Below are 14,953 nucleotides of genomic sequence, written 5' to 3'. Positions count from 1 at the left end.
CCCCGCCGAGCTGTTGCAGGGCTGTGACAGTCGGCGGACAGCGCGATGAAACTGGCCCGGCAGGCTTTTGGTCATCGGGCAGCGAGGCCCGGTACGGAAATCGGACCGAGGCTGGCTCCACCGACGGGGGGCGCGAGATGAACACACTGCACAGCACCACGACCAGCGCAGTCATTCGCACGCGCCTGCACGACGCCGTGCGGGGCCCGGAGAAGTCCGGTGCCGTGGGCGGGCGGGGGTGCGCCCGCGGCACCGGACGCGTTCGGCCGCCTTACATGGTGGCGATCGACGCGGTCACGTACGGGGAGGCCAAGGGAGCCGCGGGGGCGGCTCCGGGGGCCACGGGGGAGAAGACGGGGGACGTCGCGGGGGCGTCCCGGACGGAGGCCGTGTCCGCCGAAGCGGCGTTCACCGCCTACGTCCAGGAGCGCCGTGCCTCCCTGTACGCGACCGCCTACCACCTGACCGGCGACCGCCACGAGGCGGAGGACCTGCTGCAGAGCGCGCTGTTCTCCACCTACCGGGCCTGGGACCGGATCACGGACAAGGCGGCCGTGGGCGGCTACCTGCGCCGCACGATGACCAACCTGCACATCAGCGCCTGGCGCCGGCGCAAGCTCAACGAGTACCCGACCGAGGAACTGCCGGAGATGCCCGGCGAGAGCGACGCGATGCGCGGCACCGAGCTGCGCGCCGTCCTCTGGCAGGCGCTGGCCCGGCTGCCCGAGCTGCAGCGCACGATGCTCGTCCTGCGCTACTACGAGGGGCGGACGGACCCGGAGATCGCCGAGATCCTGGACATCAGCGTCGGCACGGTCAAGAGCAGCATCTGGCGCTCGCTGCGCCGCCTGCGCGACGACGAGGTCATCGGCTCCGGCCGTGACCAGCTGGAGTCCTTCGGCGAGCTGGTCGCCTGAGAGAGGTCAACGGACGGCAAAGGGCCCTGAACGGGGGGCGCTTCGGGGGGAGCGCGGACAGGGCCACGGGGGAGCGGGAGCGGGTCGGACAGCCGGGGGGCCTGTCCTGACCCGCTTCCGCGCGTCTTCCGCGCCGGGGCCGCGCGCCTCGGCGCGCTTCCGTGCGCGTCCGGCCGCTTCCCGTGCCCCGGTCGGGCGGCGCGCACGGCGATGACGGGCCGGCCGCTCCGTGCGCCGCCCCGTGCGTCCCCGGTGGGATCCGGCGTCCCGGTCAGATCCGTACGCCCTCGCGGCGGCCCGCCGCCGCGGCGGCTATCCGGCCCATGGCCGTCTCCTTGCCGCACGCGTACGCGCCCAGCGCCGTCTGCCGGGCCACGATGCCGCGCTCGGCGCGCATCAGCCGCAGGCCGCGCCGGACCAGGTACGGCACGGGCTTGCGGGCCTCGCGCAGGTCGCGCAGCAGACGGCGGCGGAAGGTCGTCGAGGGGCGGCCGCGCAGGCACAGCGCGTCGGCCAGCACGCCCAGGTCGCGGCAGCGGTCGATGATGTGGGCGGCGAAGATGCCCTCGGCGATGAACAGCGGCGTGCGGCCGATGTCGAGGACGCTCGTGCCCGTGATCGAGCTGCTGGCGATGGAGTACAGCGGCACGTCCGTGCGTGACGTGCGGCACAGCTGCTCGATCGCGGCGACGGCGGCGTCCGCGTGCCACGAGAGCGGGGAGTCCCAGTCCGTGCCCGAGCCGTCCGCGAGGAGCGGCAGCGTCGGGTCGGTGCCCTCCTTGTAGAAGTCGTCCAGGTTGAGGACGGGCAGCCCGGTACGGGCCGCGAGGGACGACTTTCCGGAACCGGACGGGCCGGTCAGGAGGATGACGCGCGCGGGGCTCAAATGGGGAGTCACGGGACACCAGTGTGAGGCATTGGTCCGCATGGGGGATCCCCCCGGGTCGCATGGTGCGCACAGTGTCACGACTCGCATACTCTGCGTTGTCGTTCGTCCGCATCCCGCGACCGTCCGCAACACACGACTCCGGCAGGGCAGGTGGCCATGGCCTCGCACGCACGACACGCACACTCCGCCAGCAAGGCGTCGAGAGCGCTCCGGCGCCGGATGCTGCTGCGCGTGGGGCTGACCGTATCGGCGGGCGCGGCCCTCGCCGCGGGCGGCGCGGCCTCCGCGAGCGCCGCCGGCCCGGACACGGGCATGGGCAGCGGCCTGGCCCGCGCCCAGTTCGGCGAGACCAACATCCCCGCGGCCATCGAGGGGGCCGACAAGGGCCTGGAGGCGGGAGCGGAGGGGATCTTCGACACCGTCAAGACCCTGCGGACCAACCCGCTGGCCGGCACGCCCGTGGACCCCTTCGACAACACGGTGGGCACGAAGGTGGGCCAAATGCAGCCGGTCACCACCAAGCCGGCGACGGCACCGATCTCCAAGGGCGGCAGCCTGACGGACCTGCCGGTGGCGAGCAACCTGACCTCGCTGCTGCCGACCGGACGGCCGGCGGTGCCTCCCAAGGCGCACTGAGGCCGGATACGAGGAGGCGGGGCGGGCCAGTGGCCCACCCCGCCTCCTCGTGCCGTTCAGGCCGGTACGACCCGCTCAGGGGTCAGTACGACGAGCCGCCCGCGCCCAGCGACCCCGTCGGGTGCCAGACCGTGCGCGTCTCCAGGAACGCCGTCATGCGGTCCGTGCCGGGCGCCGCGGCCCAGTCCACAGGCTGTGGACGCAGCACGCGCTTCAGGTTGTCCGCCGCGGCGATCTCCAGCTCCTTCGCCAGAGCGGCGTCCGCGCCCGCGAGGTCGATCGCGTTGACGTCCTGGTGCGCGGCCAGCGACGGCGCGATCTCCGCCGTACGGCCCGACAGGACGTTCACGACGCCGCCCGGGACGTCGGAGGTGGCCAGCACCTCGCCGAGCGACAGGGCGGGCAGCGGGGCCTTCTCCGAGGCCACCACGACCACGGTGTTGCCGGTGGCGATCGCCGGGGCGATCACCGAGACCAGGCCGAGGAACGACGACTCCTGCGGCGCGAGCACGGCAACGACGCCGGTCGGCTCGGTGGAGGAGACGTTGAAGAACGGGCCCGCCACCGGGTTCGTCGCACCGGTGATCTGGCCGATCTTGTCGGTCCAGCCCGCGTACCAGACCCAGCGGTCGATCGCGGCGTCCACCTGGGCCGCGGCCTTGGCCTTCGACAGGCCCTCGGCGTCGGCGACCTCCGCCACGAACTGGTCGCGGCGGCCCTCCAGCATCTCGGCGACGCGGTAGAGGACCTGGCCGCGGTTGTACGCGGTCGCGCCGGACCAGCCGCCGAACGCCTTGCGCGCCGCCACGACGGCGTCACGGCCGTCCTTGCGGGACGACAGGGGGGCGTTGGCGAGCCACTTGCCCTTGGAGTCGGTCACCTCGTACACCCGCCCGCTCTCGGACCGGGGGAACTTGCCCCCGACGAACAGCTTGTAGGTCTTGAAGACAGTCAAGCGCTCAGACATCGAGGTACGCCTCCAGGCCGTGGCGGCCGCCCTCGCGGCCGAAACCCGACTCCTTGAAGCCGCCGAACGGCGACGTCGGGTCGAACTTGTTGAACGTGTTGGCCCAGATGACACCCGCGCGCAGCTTGCTCGCGACGGCCAGCATGCGCGAGCCCTTCTCCGTCCAGATGCCGGCGGAGAGGCCGTACTGCGAGTTGTTCGCCTTGGCGACCGCCTCGCCCGGGGTGCGGAACGACAGCACCGACAGGACCGGCCCGAAGATCTCCTCGCGGGCGATCCGGTGGGCCTGGGTGACGCCCGTGAACAGCGTCGGACGGAACCAGAAGCCGTTCTCCGGCAGCTCGCACGCCGGGGCCCAGCGCTCCGCGCCCTCGGCCTCGCCGCTGTCGGCCAGCTCGGTGATCCGCGCCAGCTGCTCCGCGGAGTTGATCGCACCGATGTCGGTGTTCTTGTCCAGCGGGTCGCCGAGGCGCAGCGTGGACAGGCGGCGCTTGAGGGCGTCCAGCAGCTCGTCCTGGATCGACTCCTGGACCAGCAGGCGCGAGCCCGCGCAGCAGACCTGGCCCTGGTTGAAGAAGATGCCGCCCACGATGCCCTCGACGGCCTGGTCGATGGGCGCGTCGTCGAAGACGATGTTGGCGCCCTTGCCGCCCAGCTCCAGCGTGAGCTTCTTGTCCGTGCCCGCGACCGTGCGGGCGATGGCCTTGCCGACCGCCGTGGAGCCGGTGAACGCGACCTTGTTCACGCCCTCGTGCGCGACGAGCGCGGCGCCCGTGGTGCCGTCACCGGTGACGATGTTGACGACGCCCTTGGGCAGGCCCGCCTGGCGGCAGATGTCCGCGAAGAACAGCGCCGACAGCGGCGTGGTCTCGGCCGGCTTGAGGACGACCGTGTTGCCCGTGGCGAGCGCCGGGGCGATCTTCCACGCCAGCATCAGCAGCGGGAAGTTCCACGGGATGACCTGGCCCGCGACGCCCAGCGGGCGGGGGTTCGCGCCGTAGCCCGCGTGGTCGAGCTTGTCGGCCCAGCCCGCGTAGTAGAAGAAGTGCGCGGCGACCAGCGGGAGGTCCGCGTCGCGGGTCTCCTTGATCGGCTTGCCGTTGTCCAGGGTCTCCAGGACGGCGAGCTCGCGGCTGCGCTCCTGGATGATCCGGGCGATCCGGAACAGGTACTTGGCGCGCTCGGCGCCCGGCAGCGCCGACCACTTCTCGAAGGCCTTGCGGGCGGCCTTCACCGCGCGGTCCACGTCCTCCGCGGAGCCCTGGGCGACCTCGGAGAGCACCTCCTCGGTGGAGGGGCTGATCGTCTTGAAGACCTTGCCGCCCGTCGCCTCGGCGAACTCGCCGTCGATGAACAGGCCGTAGGACGGGGCGATGTCGACGACCGCGCGCGACTCGGGCGCGGGTGCGTATGCGAATGCCTTGTTAGCCATCTCAGCCATGTCGGTCAGTCCACCGTCACGTAGTCGGGACCGGAGTAACGCCCGGTGCTCAGCTTCTGCCGCTGCATCAGCAGGTCGTTGAGGAGGCTGGAGGCGCCGAAGCGGAACCAGTGGTTGTCCAGCCACTCCTCGCCCACGGTCTCGTTGACCAGGACCAGGAACTTGATCGCGTCCTTGGTGGTGCGGATGCCGCCGGCCGGCTTCACGCCGACCTGCACGCCGGTCAGCGCGCGGAAGTCCCGCACGGCCTCCAGCATCAGCAGGGTGTTCGCCGGGGTGGCGTTGACCGCGACCTTGCCGGTCGAGGTCTTGATGAAGTCGGCGCCCGCGAGCATGCCGATCCAGGACGCGCGGCGGATGTTGTCGTACGTCGACAGCTCGCCCGTCTCGAAGATCACCTTCAGGCGGGCCTTGTCGCCGCACTCGGCCTTGACGGCCCGGATCTCCTCCAGGACGTCCATGTACCGGCCGGCGAGGAAGGCGCCACGGTCGATGACCATGTCGATCTCGTCGGCACCGGCCTCGATCGCATCGCGCGTGTCCGCGAGCTTGACCGGCAGCGCGGCGCGGCCGGCGGGGAACGCGGTGGCGACGGAAGCGACCTTCACGTCCGTGCCGGCGAGGACGGCCTTGGCCGTCGCCACCATGTCGGGGTAGACGCAGACGGCGGCCGTGCGGGGCGTCGTCCGGTCGGTGGGGTCGGGGTGGACGGCCTTGGCGGCCAGGGCCCGGACCTTGCCCGGGGTGTCGGCACCCTCGAGCGTCGTGAGGTCGATCATCGAGATCGCCAGGTCGATGGCGTACGCCTTCGCCGTGGTCTTGATCGAGCGGGTGCCGAGCGAGGCGGCGCGGGCCTCCAGCCCGACCGCGTCGACCCCCGGGAGTCCGTGCAGGAAGCGGCGCAGCGCACTGTCGGAGGCGGTGGCGTCCGCCAGCTCCTTCAGCCGCGTCGCGGCGTCGTTGCCGTGTGCGGTATCTGTGGTGGGCATGGTCACCAGATGAGCATATCTACGCGCGTAGCGCGTGTACACCCCTGCTGGTGGTGGCGCTCTTTCGAGCGGGGCGGCCGTCCGGCCGGGGTGCGGTGTACGGGGCGCGGCACGCATGCTTGCCGCGGTCTTCCGCCGCGACGGCGGTGGGCCGCGGCGGTGGGGCCCGGCGGTTCGGGGCGGGCGTCCGGCCCGGGGCTGCGCAGGGGGCGCCGCACGCGTGGTTTCCGCGGCGGCGGCGATGTGCCACGGCGGTTCGGGGCGGGCCTTGCGGTTCGGGTGCTGTGCCCTGGGGCGCGCCCCGTCCTTCCGCCGCGGCGGTGACGTGCCACGGCGGTGGGGCCCGGCGGTGCCGGGCGGGCCGTTCGGTCCGGGTACGGGGTGCGTATGTGCTGCGTGTTCGTCCCGCCGTGGTGGCGCGTAGCCACGGCGGCGCGGTCCGGCGGTGCCGGACCCGGCTCGTGGCGTTGCCGCGGGCGCGTCCCGGCAGCGCCGGGCCGGCCTCGCACTCCGCCGCGGTGCGCCCCCGGCCGTGCCGGGACGCCGTGCCCGAGGCCCCCGCCGGAGGCGTCAGGCACAATCTGCCCATGACGAGCCCTAGCCCCGAACAGGAATACGCCGATAGGCGCTACCGCTCGCCCGCCGGCATCGCCGGCGGCGTGCTGCTGCTGGCCCTCGCCGGCTGGCTGGGCGGCGACGCCGTGGCCCGCGGCGAGGGCAGTACGCCCTGGCTGGCCCTGGCCGGCCTGCTGTGCGTCGTGCCGTTCATCATCGCCTTCACACTGCGGCCCGCCGTCTTCGCCGGGGCCTCGCGGCTGCTCGTGCGCAACCCGTTCCGGACGATCACGCTGCCCTGGGCGGCGGTGGACGCGGTGCGGGCCGGGTACTCCAGCGAGGTGCTGGCCGGGGGCTCCACGTACCAGCTGTGGGCCGTGCCGGTGTCCCTGAGGAAGCGCAAGCGCGCGGCCCGGGGCGGGGCGGAGGCGGCTCCCGCCGACCAGACCGTCGCGGAGCTGCAGGAGCTGGCCGAGCGGGGCGCTTCGCGGGAGGACGCGAAGGGGGACGTCGCGGTGCGGTGGGCGTACGAGGTGCTGGTGCCCGCGGCGGTCGGGCTGGTGTTGTTCGTGGTGTTGCTGGTCGTCGGCTGACGGCCGCCGCGGCTGACGGCTGTCGCCCCGAAATCCTCCGCCGGGCGGGCTGAATTCGTTCAGCCCGCCCGGCGTTCGAGGACCGGGGCCCGGGGCGGAGCCCCGGGAATCAGATGCCCGCTGCCTTCGACAGGTCCGTCTTGATCGAGGCCAGGACCTCCGCGGCCTTGGCGCGCGCGTCCGCGAGGGCCGCCGCGTCCGCCACCGGGACCACGACCTCCAGGTAGCACTTGATCTTCGGCTCCGTGCCGCTCGGCCGCACGATCACCCGCGCGGCGGAGACCGTCCCCGACTCGTCACCGGCGAGGTGGTAGCGGAGGCCGTCCGTCGGCGGCAGGGACTCCGTGCCCTTCGCCAGGTCCTCGGCCGACGTGATGTGCAGGCCCGCCAGAACCGTCGGCGGCTGCTCGCGCAGCCTCCGCATCGCGTCCGCGATCAGCGACAGGTCCTGGACGCGCACCGACAGCTGGTCCGTGGCGTGCAGGCCGTGCTCGACCGCCAGGTCGTCCAGGAGGTCGCTGAGGGTGCGGCCGGACTCCTTGAGCTCGGCGGCCAGCTCGGCGACCAGCAGGGCCGCGGTGATGCCGTCCTTGTCGCGGACGCCCTCGGGGTCGACGCAGTAGCCGAGCGCCTCCTCGTAGGCGTAGCGCAGGCCGTCGACGCGGGCCAGCCACTTGAAGCCGGTCAGGGTCTCCGTGTACGGAGTGCCCGTGCTCGCGGCGGCGATGCGGGAGAGCAGGGACGACGAGACGATCGTCGTGGTGAACGTGCCGCGGGCGTTCTTGTGCACCAGGTGCGTGGCGAGCAGGGCGCCGACCTCGTCGCCGCGGAGCATGCGCCAGCCCTCGGGGCTGTCCTGGTCGGGGACGGCGACGGCGCAGCGGTCCGCGTCCGGGTCGTTGGCGATGACGATGTCCGGCCGGGCCTCGCGGGCGGTGGCGAACGCCAGGTCCATGGCGCCCGGCTCCTCCGGGTTGGGGAACACCACGGTCGGGAAGTCCGGGTCCGGCTCGGCCTGGGCGGCGACCACGGTCGGGGCGGGGAAGCCGGCGCGCTCGAAGGCGGCGGTCAGGACGTCGCGGCCGACGCCGTGCATGGGCGTGTAGACGACGCGGACGTCGCGGGCGGAGCCGCCGGTCAGGACGGCGTCGGTGCGCTCCAGGTAGGCGCCGACGACGTCCTCGTAGCGGAGGGTCTCCCAGCCGGCGGACGGGCGCGGGACGTCGTCCAGGCTCGCGACCGCGGCGATCTCGGCGGCGATCTCGGCGTCGGCCGGCGGCACGATCTGGGAGCCGTCGCCGAGGTAGACCTTGTAGCCGTTGTCACGGGGCGGGTTGTGGCTGGCCGTGACCTCGATGCCGGCGACGGCGCCGAGGTGGCGGATCGCGAAGGCGAGGACGGGGGTGGGCAGCGGCTTGGGGAGGAGGGCGGCCTTGAGGCCGGCGCCCACCATGACGGCCGCCGTGTCGAGGGCGAAGTCGGCGCTCTTGTAGCGGGCGTCGTAGCCGATGACGACCGTGCCACCGGTGTGGCCCTGCTTCTTCAGGTACGCGGCGAGGCCGGCTGCTGCGCGGATCACGACGGAGCGGTTCATGCGCATGGGGCCGGCGCCGAGTTCGCCGCGGAGGCCGGCGGTGCCGAACTGGAGGGTCCCGGCGAAGCGGGCGGCGAGCTCGGCGGTGTCCCCGGCGTCGATGAGCCGGGCGAGCTCCTCGCGGGTGTCGGGGTCGGGGTCCTCGGCGAGCCAGGTCCGGGCCTGGGCGATGAGGACGTCGTCTCGCTCCACGGTGTCTCCTACGGAGGGTTCGGGGTATGGGGTCTGTGTCGGGTGGGGCGGGTGCGGGGCGGGCCGAGCCCTACGGGGCTGCATGATTTACGGGCCCTCTGGCCCAAGCTTTGGGTGCCCGGAAGGTCGGCCCACAAATCACGCTTTACGCCCCTTGCCGGGCCCGGCCCGCCCCGCACCCTCCCGTGCGTACGCATCCTGCGGGCCCGCTCGGGCTTGTGGTCCGCGGTACGCCGGTGGCTGCCGGGCCCGCCCCTGACCGTGAACCGCGCGGTTCCGGGCAATCGGGCGGGTGGGTGGGCGTGTCGCGCGCCGCAGGCGCGCGGGGGCGGCGAGGCGCGGCGCCGCACCGGCATACGGCACCCCCGGCGAGGGGATCCGCACCCCCGGCAAGGGGAACGGCGCCGCACCCCACGAGGGGAAACGGCGCCGCACCGGCAAGGTCAGAGCTTCGGGAGGACCCGGGCGAGGAGCTCGCCCATGCGGGACGCGGAGTCGCGCCCGGCCTGGAGGACCTCTTCGTGGTTGAGGGGCTCGCCGGTCATGCCCGCGGCGAGGTTCGTCACGAGGGAGATGCCCAGGACCTCGGCACCGGCCTCGCGGGCCGCGATGGCCTCCAGCGTGGTGGACATGCCGACGAGGTCGCCGCCGAGGGTGCGGACCATGCGGATCTCGGCCGGGGTCTCGTAGTGCGGGCCGGGGAGCTGGACGTAGACGCCCTCCTCCAGGGTCTCGTCCACCTCCTTGCAGAGCGCGCGCAGGCGGCGGGAGTACAGGTCGGTGAGGTCGACGAAGTTGGCGCCGACGATCGGCGAGGTCGCCGTCATGTTGATGTGGTCGCTGATCAGCACGGGCTGGCCGGGGCGCATGCCGTCGCGGAGGCCGCCGCAGCCGTTGGTGAGGACGACGGTCTTGCAGCCGGCGGCGACGGACGTGCGGACGCCGTGGACGACGGCGGCGACGCCGCGGCCCTCGTAGTAGTGCGTGCGGCCGAGGAAGACCAGGGCGCGCTTGTCGTTGACCTTGTACGAGCGGACCGTGCCGGCGTGGCCCGCCACGGCTGCCGCGGTGAAGCCGGGGAGCTCGGTGACCGGGAACTCGGCCTCGGGGGTGCCGAGCGCCTCGGTCGCGGGGAGCCAGCCGCTGCCCATGACCAGGGCGACGTCGTGGGTCTCGGCGCCGGTGAGCTCGCGCAGACGGGCGGCGGCGGCGTCCGCCGCGGCGTACGGGTCGGCCTGGATGTCGGGAGTAACTGATGCGTTCACGCGGACGAGGGTAGCCGCTTATCGCCTACGCGCGTAGATGTCACTGGTCACGGTGTTCCGATTGTTGCTTTGTGGGTTGTGACGAGATGCAATCGTCACAACCCGGGCGCGGCGCGTCAGCAGGGGCGCTTGCGCAGCTCCATGACGTAGTCGTGGGGGGCGCCGGCGGACTCGGCCGCGTCGGCGATCTCGCCGAGGTAGCGGGCGGAGGGCAGGCCGCCCTCGTAGCCGTTCAGGACGTAGATCCACGCGGGCTCCTCGCCGTCCAGGGTGTGCACGCGGACGCGCATCCGCCGGTAGATGTCGAGGCCGACACCCTCCCAACGGTCCATCGAGTCCTCGTCCATCGGAGCGATGTCGTAGAGCGCGACGAAGACCTGGGAGCGGGGGGCCTCGACCACGGTCGCGAGGGCGCCCTCCCAGCCCAGCTGCTCGCCGCCGAAGGTCAGCCGCCAGTCGGCGAGCCAGCCCGTGCCGCGCAGGGGCGAGTGGGGTGCGCGGCGGGACATCAGCCGCGCGTCGAGGTTGCCGGCGTACGCGGCGTAGAGCGACATGGTTTCGAGGGTACGGGAGTGAGGCGCGACGGCATTTGGGATGGCAGGCTCGAAGGGAGGTTCGTCCGGAACCTCCTGCCGGTTCTCGCACGGATTGCCGCACGGTTGCGGGGAGCGATCCGCGGGGGAGGCCCCGGGAGAAGTCGCTTTGATGGGTGCGGGACAATGGAGTACGTGACTCGGATCGTGATCATCGGTGGCGGACCCGGCGGCTATGAGGCGGCGCTCGTCGCCGCGCAGCTCGGTGCGGAGGTGACCGTCGTCGACTGCGACGGTCTGGGCGGGGCGTCGGTGCTGACCGACTGCGTGCCCTCGAAGACGCTCATTGCGACGGCCGAGGTGATGACGACCTTCGACTCCTCGTACGAGGAGCTCGGGATCATCGTCGCCGACGACACGCCGCACATCGAGCAGGCGGCGCGGGTCGTCGGCGTGGACCTGGGCAAGGTGAACCGCCGTGTGAAGCGGCTGGCGCTCGCGCAGTCGCACGACATCACGGCGTCCGTCACCCGTGCGGGCGGGCGCGTGCTGCGCGGCCGGGGCCGGCTGGAGCCGAACCAGGCGCCGGACGGTTCGCGCCGTGTGATCGTGCGGGCCGCGGACGGCACCGAGGAGACGCTGGTCGCCGATGCGGTGCTGGTCGCCACGGGCGCGCACCCGCGGGAGATCCCCGACGCGCTGCCGGACGGCGAGCGCATCCTGAACTGGACCCAGGTGTACGACCTCGATGAGCTCCCCGAGGAGCTCATCGTGGTCGGCTCGGGTGTGACCGGCGCGGAGTTCGCCGGCGCGTACCAGGCGCTGGGGTCCAAGGTGACGCTGGTCTCGTCGCGGGACCGCGTGCTGCCGGGCGAGGACCCGGACGCCGCGGCCGTGCTCGAGGACGTCTTCCGGCGCCGCGGCATGAACGTCATGGCGCGGTCGCGGGCGCAGTCCGCGAAGCGTGTGGGTGACCGGGTCGAGGTCACGCTGGCCGATGGCCGCGTGATCACGGGCACGCACTGCCTGATGGCGGTCGGCTCGATTCCGAACACCGAGGGGATCGGGCTGGAGGAGGCCGGGGTCCGGCTCAAGGAGTCCGGGCACGTCTGGACCGACCGGGTGTCGCGCACGAGCGCCCCGGGCGTCTACGCCGCCGGTGACTGCACGGGCGTGCTCGCGCTCGCGTCGGTCGCGGCCATGCAGGGACGCATCGCGATGTACCACTTCCTGGGTGACGCGGTGGCGCCGCTCAATCTGAAGTCGGTTTCCGCGAACGTCTTCACGGACCCGGAAATCGCGACCGTCGGATACACCCAGGCCGACGTCGACAGCGGCAAGATCGACGCGCGGGTGGTCAAGCTTCCGCTGCTGCGGAACCCGCGCGCGAAGATGCAGGGCATCCGGGACGGCTTCGTGAAGATGTTCTGCCGTCCGGGCACGGGCATCGTGGTCGGCGGCGTCGTGGTCGCCCCGCGGGCCAGTGAGCTCATCCACCCGATCTCCATCGCCGTCGACAACAGCCTCACGGTCGAGCAGATCGCCAATGCGTTCACGGTCTACCCGTCGCTTTCCGGCTCGCTGGCGGAGGTCGCGCGGCAGCTGCACACCCGGAAGACCCAGCGCGAGGCGTAAACGCTCCGCGAGGGTTTGGGGATTGATTGTTGCGCTGAGTGGTCGGGAGGCGCCGGTCGTTGAGACCGGGCCTCCTATACCACTTTGAGCGTTCCGGAGCGGACAACTTCCGTTAATTGCTGCAACCTGCTGAAAACGGATGGTCGTTGGCGTTACTGTCGGTTTCGTGTTCGCTGCAGAACGTCGCCAATTGATCCTCGAAATGGTGCGGGCCAACGGAGCGGTTTCGCTCCGTGAGCTCGCTCGCGTCGTCCAGACCTCCGAAGTGACCGTACGGCGGGACGTGCGGGCGCTGGAGGCCGAAGGACTCCTCGACCGCCGGCACGGCGGTGCGGTGCTGCCGGGCGGCTTCACCCGGGAGTCCGGCTTCCCCCAGAAATCCCATCTAGCGACCGCCGAGAAGACGGCCATCGCCGATCTCGCGGCGAGCTTCGTCGAAGAGGGCGAAGCCGTCGTCGTCGGCGCCGGCACGACCACGCAGGAGCTGGCCCGCCGGCTCGCGCGCGTGCCCGGTCTGACCGTCGTCACCAATTCCCTGCTCGTCGCCCAGGCGCTCGCCCACGCCAACCGGGTCGAGGTCGTCATGACCGGCGGCACGCTGAGAGGGTCCAACTACGCGCTGGTGGGCAGCGGGGCGGAGCAGTCCCTGCACGGCCTGCGGGTCACGCGGGCGTTCCTGTCCGGGAGCGGGCTGACCGCCGAGCGGGGCCTCTCCACGTCCAACATGCTCTCGGCGAGCGTGGACCGGGCGCTGGTGCAGGCGGCGGCGGAGGTGGTCGTGCTCGCGGACCACACGAAGCTGGGCACGGACACGATGTTCCAGACGGTGCCGACGGATGTCATCACGCGGCTCGTGACGGACGAGCCGCCGTCCCACGACGACCGCGCGGCGACGGAGCTGCAGGCCCTCGCCGACCAGGGCGTCCACATCTCGGTCGCCGGGCCCGGCGCGGGGGCCCCTGCGGGGGCGGTGCCGGGGCCGGGGCCCGAGCAGGTGCCGCAGCAGCAGCGGCGGCGGGATGTGCCGCCGCTGCCGGGGCAGCGGCGGACGCACGGGGGCCATCACCCGTTGCCCCCGGGCGGCCCCGCCGCCCAGTCCGGCGGCGGCGCCTCCCCGCCCTCCCAGCTCCGCAGCGCGGGGTCACTGGGCGCGGAGCCGCCGACGGCGAGGGTGGCGGACCTGGCCCCGAGGCGGCGCTAGCGGGTCGCCTCGCGGCGCGTAGGCGGCACGTATGCGGCCGGGGCGCCCCATCTCTTTCCGCCGCGGCGGTGATCAGCCCCCGTGTGGCTGTCCGGCGGTGCCGTGCCGTGCCGGGCTTCGGGGGTACGGCACCGCCGGTGTGCGCCGCGGGGGCGGGCCGCCGTTGCGGCGGGGGAGAGGTGCGGGCATCTGTTCCGCGGGCCTGCGGCCGGGGTCTTGCCGTGGGTCGCCGGGGAGGAGTGCGGGCGTTCTCTCTTGTCGGCCTGTGGCCGGGTTTTTGCTTCCGCCGCGGCGGTGATCAGCCCCCGTGTGGCTGTCCGGCGGTGCCGTGCCGTGCCGGGCTTCGGGGGTACGGCACCGCCGGTGTGCGCCGCGGGGGCGGGCCGCCGTTGCGGCGGGAGGAGGGGTGCGGGCGCCGGGCCCGCTACTCCGCGTCGGGGCACGGCACCGTCTGGAGGCCCCGTAGCGTGAGTTTCAGGAGGCGGTCCGGGAGTTCCGGGTCGTCGGGGGACTGCTCCGCGGCCAGGGAGATCGCGTTCGTCAGCTGCATGACGTCGGTGATGCCGACGTCGGGGCGGACCGCGCCCACCGCCTGCGCCCGGGCCAGCAGCACGCTCCCCGCCTCCCGCAGCGGCAGGCTGCACCGTGACATCGCCGAGGCCTCGTCCGACTGAGCGGCCAGCAGGGCCCGCGAGAGCCCCCGGTACGTGCTGGCGTGCGCCACGCACGCCCGGAGCCAGTCGACCAGGGCCCGGCACGGCTCGGGGGCGGCGAGGAGCTCGCGGGAGCGGGCGAGGAGGCCGTCGACCTCGACTTGGAAGACGGCGCTCATGAGCGCCGTGCGGTTGGGGAAGTGGCGGTAGAGCGTGCCGATGCCGACGCCGGCCCGGCGGGCGACGTCCTCCAGAGACGCGTCGGTGCCGTGCTCGGTGAACGCGGTCCGCGCCTCCACGAGCAGCCGCTCGTAGTTGCGCCGCGCGTCCGCGCGCATGGGGCGTGGTGACGCCTGTGTGATCTCCGTGGCCATGGCTGCCGAGTCCTCCCTCTCGCTCCCCGTTTGCCAAGCATGCCACCGGCCTTGCCGGCCGCCGGGGGACGGCTTGAAGCATCGAACGCCCGCGGGCCCCCACCGATCACTCGGCAGGGGCCCGCAGGGCGTTGCTGGACGCGTTGCGTCAGTCCTTGCGTCAGTCCTTGATTTCGCAGATGACGGCGCCGGAGGAGACGGACGCGCCGACTTCGGCGGTGATGCCCTTGATCGTGCCCGCGCGGTGGGCGTTGAGGGGCTGTTCCATCTTCATCGCCTCGAGAACCACGATCAGTTCGCCCTCGGCGACTTCCTGGCCCTCCTCGACCGCGACCTTCACGATCGTGCCCTGCATCGGCGACGTCAGCGCGTCACCCGACGCGGCCGAGCCGGCCTTCTTCGCCGCACGCCGCTTCGGCTTCGCCCCACCCGCAGCCGCCGTGCGCGCCAGCGTCATCCCCAGCGACGACGGCAGCGAGACCTCCAGACGCTTGCCGCCGACCTCGACCACCACGGTCT

Annotated in this window: 14 protein-coding genes; 5 read left to right on the top strand and 9 right to left on the bottom strand. The window is 73.0% G+C overall.

Going from position 1 to position 14,953, the window contains the following annotated elements; translation table 11 throughout:
* Window positions 1-137: 137 nt before the first annotated feature.
* A complete protein-coding gene (locus ACOTKD_RS15285) occupies window positions 138-917 on the top strand; it encodes a SigE family RNA polymerase sigma factor (protein WP_424889488.1) in 780 nt (259 codons plus the stop codon).
* Window positions 918-1,188: 271 nt separating this feature from the next.
* Here the strand turns inward: ACOTKD_RS15285 and ACOTKD_RS15280 are convergent, their stop codons facing one another.
* The gene (locus ACOTKD_RS15280; protein ID WP_424889487.1) at window positions 1,189-1,845 is read right to left on the bottom strand and encodes an ATP-binding protein; all 657 of its coding nucleotides are present in this window, start codon (window positions 1,843-1,845) and stop codon (window positions 1,189-1,191) included.
* Between the two features lie 192 nt (window positions 1,846-2,037).
* Between ACOTKD_RS15280 and ACOTKD_RS15275 the strand changes: the two genes are divergently transcribed.
* Window positions 2,038-2,442 (top strand): hypothetical protein, encoded by a 405-nt coding sequence (locus ACOTKD_RS15275; RefSeq protein WP_424889486.1) that lies wholly within the window; start codon window positions 2,038-2,040, stop codon window positions 2,440-2,442.
* 82 nt (window positions 2,443-2,524) lie between these two features.
* Here ACOTKD_RS15275 and ACOTKD_RS15270 read toward each other — a convergent pair whose 3' ends face one another.
* From ACOTKD_RS15270 to deoC, 3 genes are read right to left on the bottom strand one after another with little or no spacing between them, the layout of a single operon-like run.
* The gene (locus ACOTKD_RS15270) at window positions 2,525-3,409 is read right to left on the bottom strand and encodes an aldehyde dehydrogenase family protein (protein WP_424889485.1); all 885 of its coding nucleotides are present in this window, start codon (window positions 3,407-3,409) and stop codon (window positions 2,525-2,527) included.
* A complete protein-coding gene (locus ACOTKD_RS15265) occupies window positions 3,402-4,841 on the bottom strand; it encodes an aldehyde dehydrogenase family protein (RefSeq protein WP_424889829.1) in 1,440 nt (479 codons plus the stop codon). Before ACOTKD_RS15265 ends, ACOTKD_RS15270 begins: the two co-directional genes overlap by 8 nt.
* A 14-nt stretch (window positions 4,842-4,855) precedes the next feature.
* Entirely contained in the window at window positions 4,856-5,839 is a 984-nt protein-coding gene (gene deoC, locus ACOTKD_RS15260) for a deoxyribose-phosphate aldolase (RefSeq protein WP_424889828.1), read from the bottom strand.
* Between the two features lie 587 nt (window positions 5,840-6,426).
* Between deoC and ACOTKD_RS15255 the strand changes: the two genes are divergently transcribed.
* Window positions 6,427-6,987, top strand: a complete 561-nt coding sequence (locus tag ACOTKD_RS15255) for a PH domain-containing protein (protein WP_424889484.1) — start codon at window positions 6,427-6,429, stop codon at window positions 6,985-6,987.
* A gap of 109 nt (window positions 6,988-7,096) precedes the next feature.
* On the opposite strand, the gene ACOTKD_RS15250 is transcribed toward ACOTKD_RS15255, so the two are convergent.
* The 3 genes from ACOTKD_RS15250 to ACOTKD_RS15240 all read right to left on the bottom strand — a co-directional run bounded on the left by ACOTKD_RS15250 (window position 7,097) and on the right by ACOTKD_RS15240 (window position 10,592).
* The gene (locus tag ACOTKD_RS15250; RefSeq protein ID WP_424889483.1) at window positions 7,097-8,773 is read right to left on the bottom strand and encodes a phospho-sugar mutase; all 1,677 of its coding nucleotides are present in this window, start codon (window positions 8,771-8,773) and stop codon (window positions 7,097-7,099) included.
* Between the two features lie 443 nt (window positions 8,774-9,216).
* A complete protein-coding gene (locus ACOTKD_RS15245) occupies window positions 9,217-10,038 on the bottom strand; it encodes a purine-nucleoside phosphorylase (RefSeq protein WP_030369995.1) in 822 nt (273 codons plus the stop codon).
* Window positions 10,039-10,154: 116 nt separating this feature from the next.
* Window positions 10,155-10,592, bottom strand: coding sequence for a gamma-glutamylcyclotransferase (locus ACOTKD_RS15240; RefSeq protein ID WP_030369994.1), 438 nt, complete (start codon window positions 10,590-10,592; stop codon window positions 10,155-10,157).
* A gap of 165 nt (window positions 10,593-10,757) precedes the next feature.
* Here ACOTKD_RS15240 and ACOTKD_RS15235 point away from each other — a divergent pair, with 165 nt between their 5' ends.
* Entirely contained in the window at window positions 10,758-12,206 is a 1,449-nt protein-coding gene (locus ACOTKD_RS15235; protein WP_424889482.1) for an NAD(P)H-quinone dehydrogenase, read from the top strand.
* A 139-nt stretch (window positions 12,207-12,345) separates the two neighbouring features.
* Window positions 12,346-13,407: a DeoR/GlpR family DNA-binding transcription regulator gene (locus tag ACOTKD_RS15230; RefSeq protein WP_424889481.1), complete on the top strand. Its 1,062-nt coding sequence runs from the start codon at window positions 12,346-12,348 to the stop codon at window positions 13,405-13,407.
* Between the two features lie 424 nt (window positions 13,408-13,831).
* Here ACOTKD_RS15230 and ACOTKD_RS15225 read toward each other — a convergent pair whose 3' ends face one another.
* Complete coding sequence (locus ACOTKD_RS15225; protein WP_424889827.1) at window positions 13,832-14,398, bottom strand: TetR/AcrR family transcriptional regulator; 567 nt, start codon at window positions 14,396-14,398, stop codon at window positions 13,832-13,834.
* A 196-nt stretch (window positions 14,399-14,594) separates the two neighbouring features.
* Window positions 14,595-14,953: acetyl-CoA carboxylase biotin carboxyl carrier protein subunit (locus ACOTKD_RS15220; protein WP_424889480.1), on the bottom strand; the 359-nt coding region annotated here is incomplete at its 5' end.

It is taken from the genome of Streptomyces sp. XH2, assembly GCF_049725035.1.
In the GTDB taxonomy this organism is placed as follows: domain Bacteria; phylum Actinomycetota; class Actinomycetes; order Streptomycetales; family Streptomycetaceae; genus Streptomyces; species Streptomyces roseoverticillatus.
The sequence above is the reverse complement of the archived record's forward strand: the minus strand, read 5'-3'. Positions and strand labels throughout refer to the sequence as shown.

Coding starts and splice junctions, on each gene's coding strand:
- ACOTKD_RS15270 (WP_424889485.1), bottom strand. CDS start 3,409: ATGTCTGAGCGCTTGACTGTCTTCAAGACCTACAAGCTGTTCGTCGGG.
- ACOTKD_RS15265 (WP_424889829.1), bottom strand. CDS start 4,841: ATGGCTAACAAGGCATTCGCATACGCACCCGCGCCCGAGTCGCGCGCG.
- ACOTKD_RS15280 (WP_424889487.1), bottom strand. CDS start 1,845: ATGCGGACCAATGCCTCACACTGGTGTCCCGTGACTCCCCATTTGAGC.
- ACOTKD_RS15235 (WP_424889482.1), top strand. CDS start 10,758: ATGGAGTACGTGACTCGGATCGTGATCATCGGTGGCGGACCCGGCGGC.
- ACOTKD_RS15230 (WP_424889481.1), top strand. CDS start 12,346: ATGGTCGTTGGCGTTACTGTCGGTTTCGTGTTCGCTGCAGAACGTCGC.
- deoC (WP_424889828.1), bottom strand. CDS start 5,839: ATGCCCACCACAGATACCGCACACGGCAACGACGCCGCGACGCGGCTG.
- ACOTKD_RS15255 (WP_424889484.1), top strand. CDS start 6,427: ATGACGAGCCCTAGCCCCGAACAGGAATACGCCGATAGGCGCTACCGC.
- ACOTKD_RS15225 (WP_424889827.1), bottom strand. CDS start 14,398: ATGCGCGCGGACGCGCGGCGCAACTACGAGCGGCTGCTCGTGGAGGCG.
- ACOTKD_RS15240 (WP_030369994.1), bottom strand. CDS start 10,592: ATGTCGCTCTACGCCGCGTACGCCGGCAACCTCGACGCGCGGCTGATG.
- ACOTKD_RS15285 (WP_424889488.1), top strand. CDS start 138: ATGAACACACTGCACAGCACCACGACCAGCGCAGTCATTCGCACGCGC.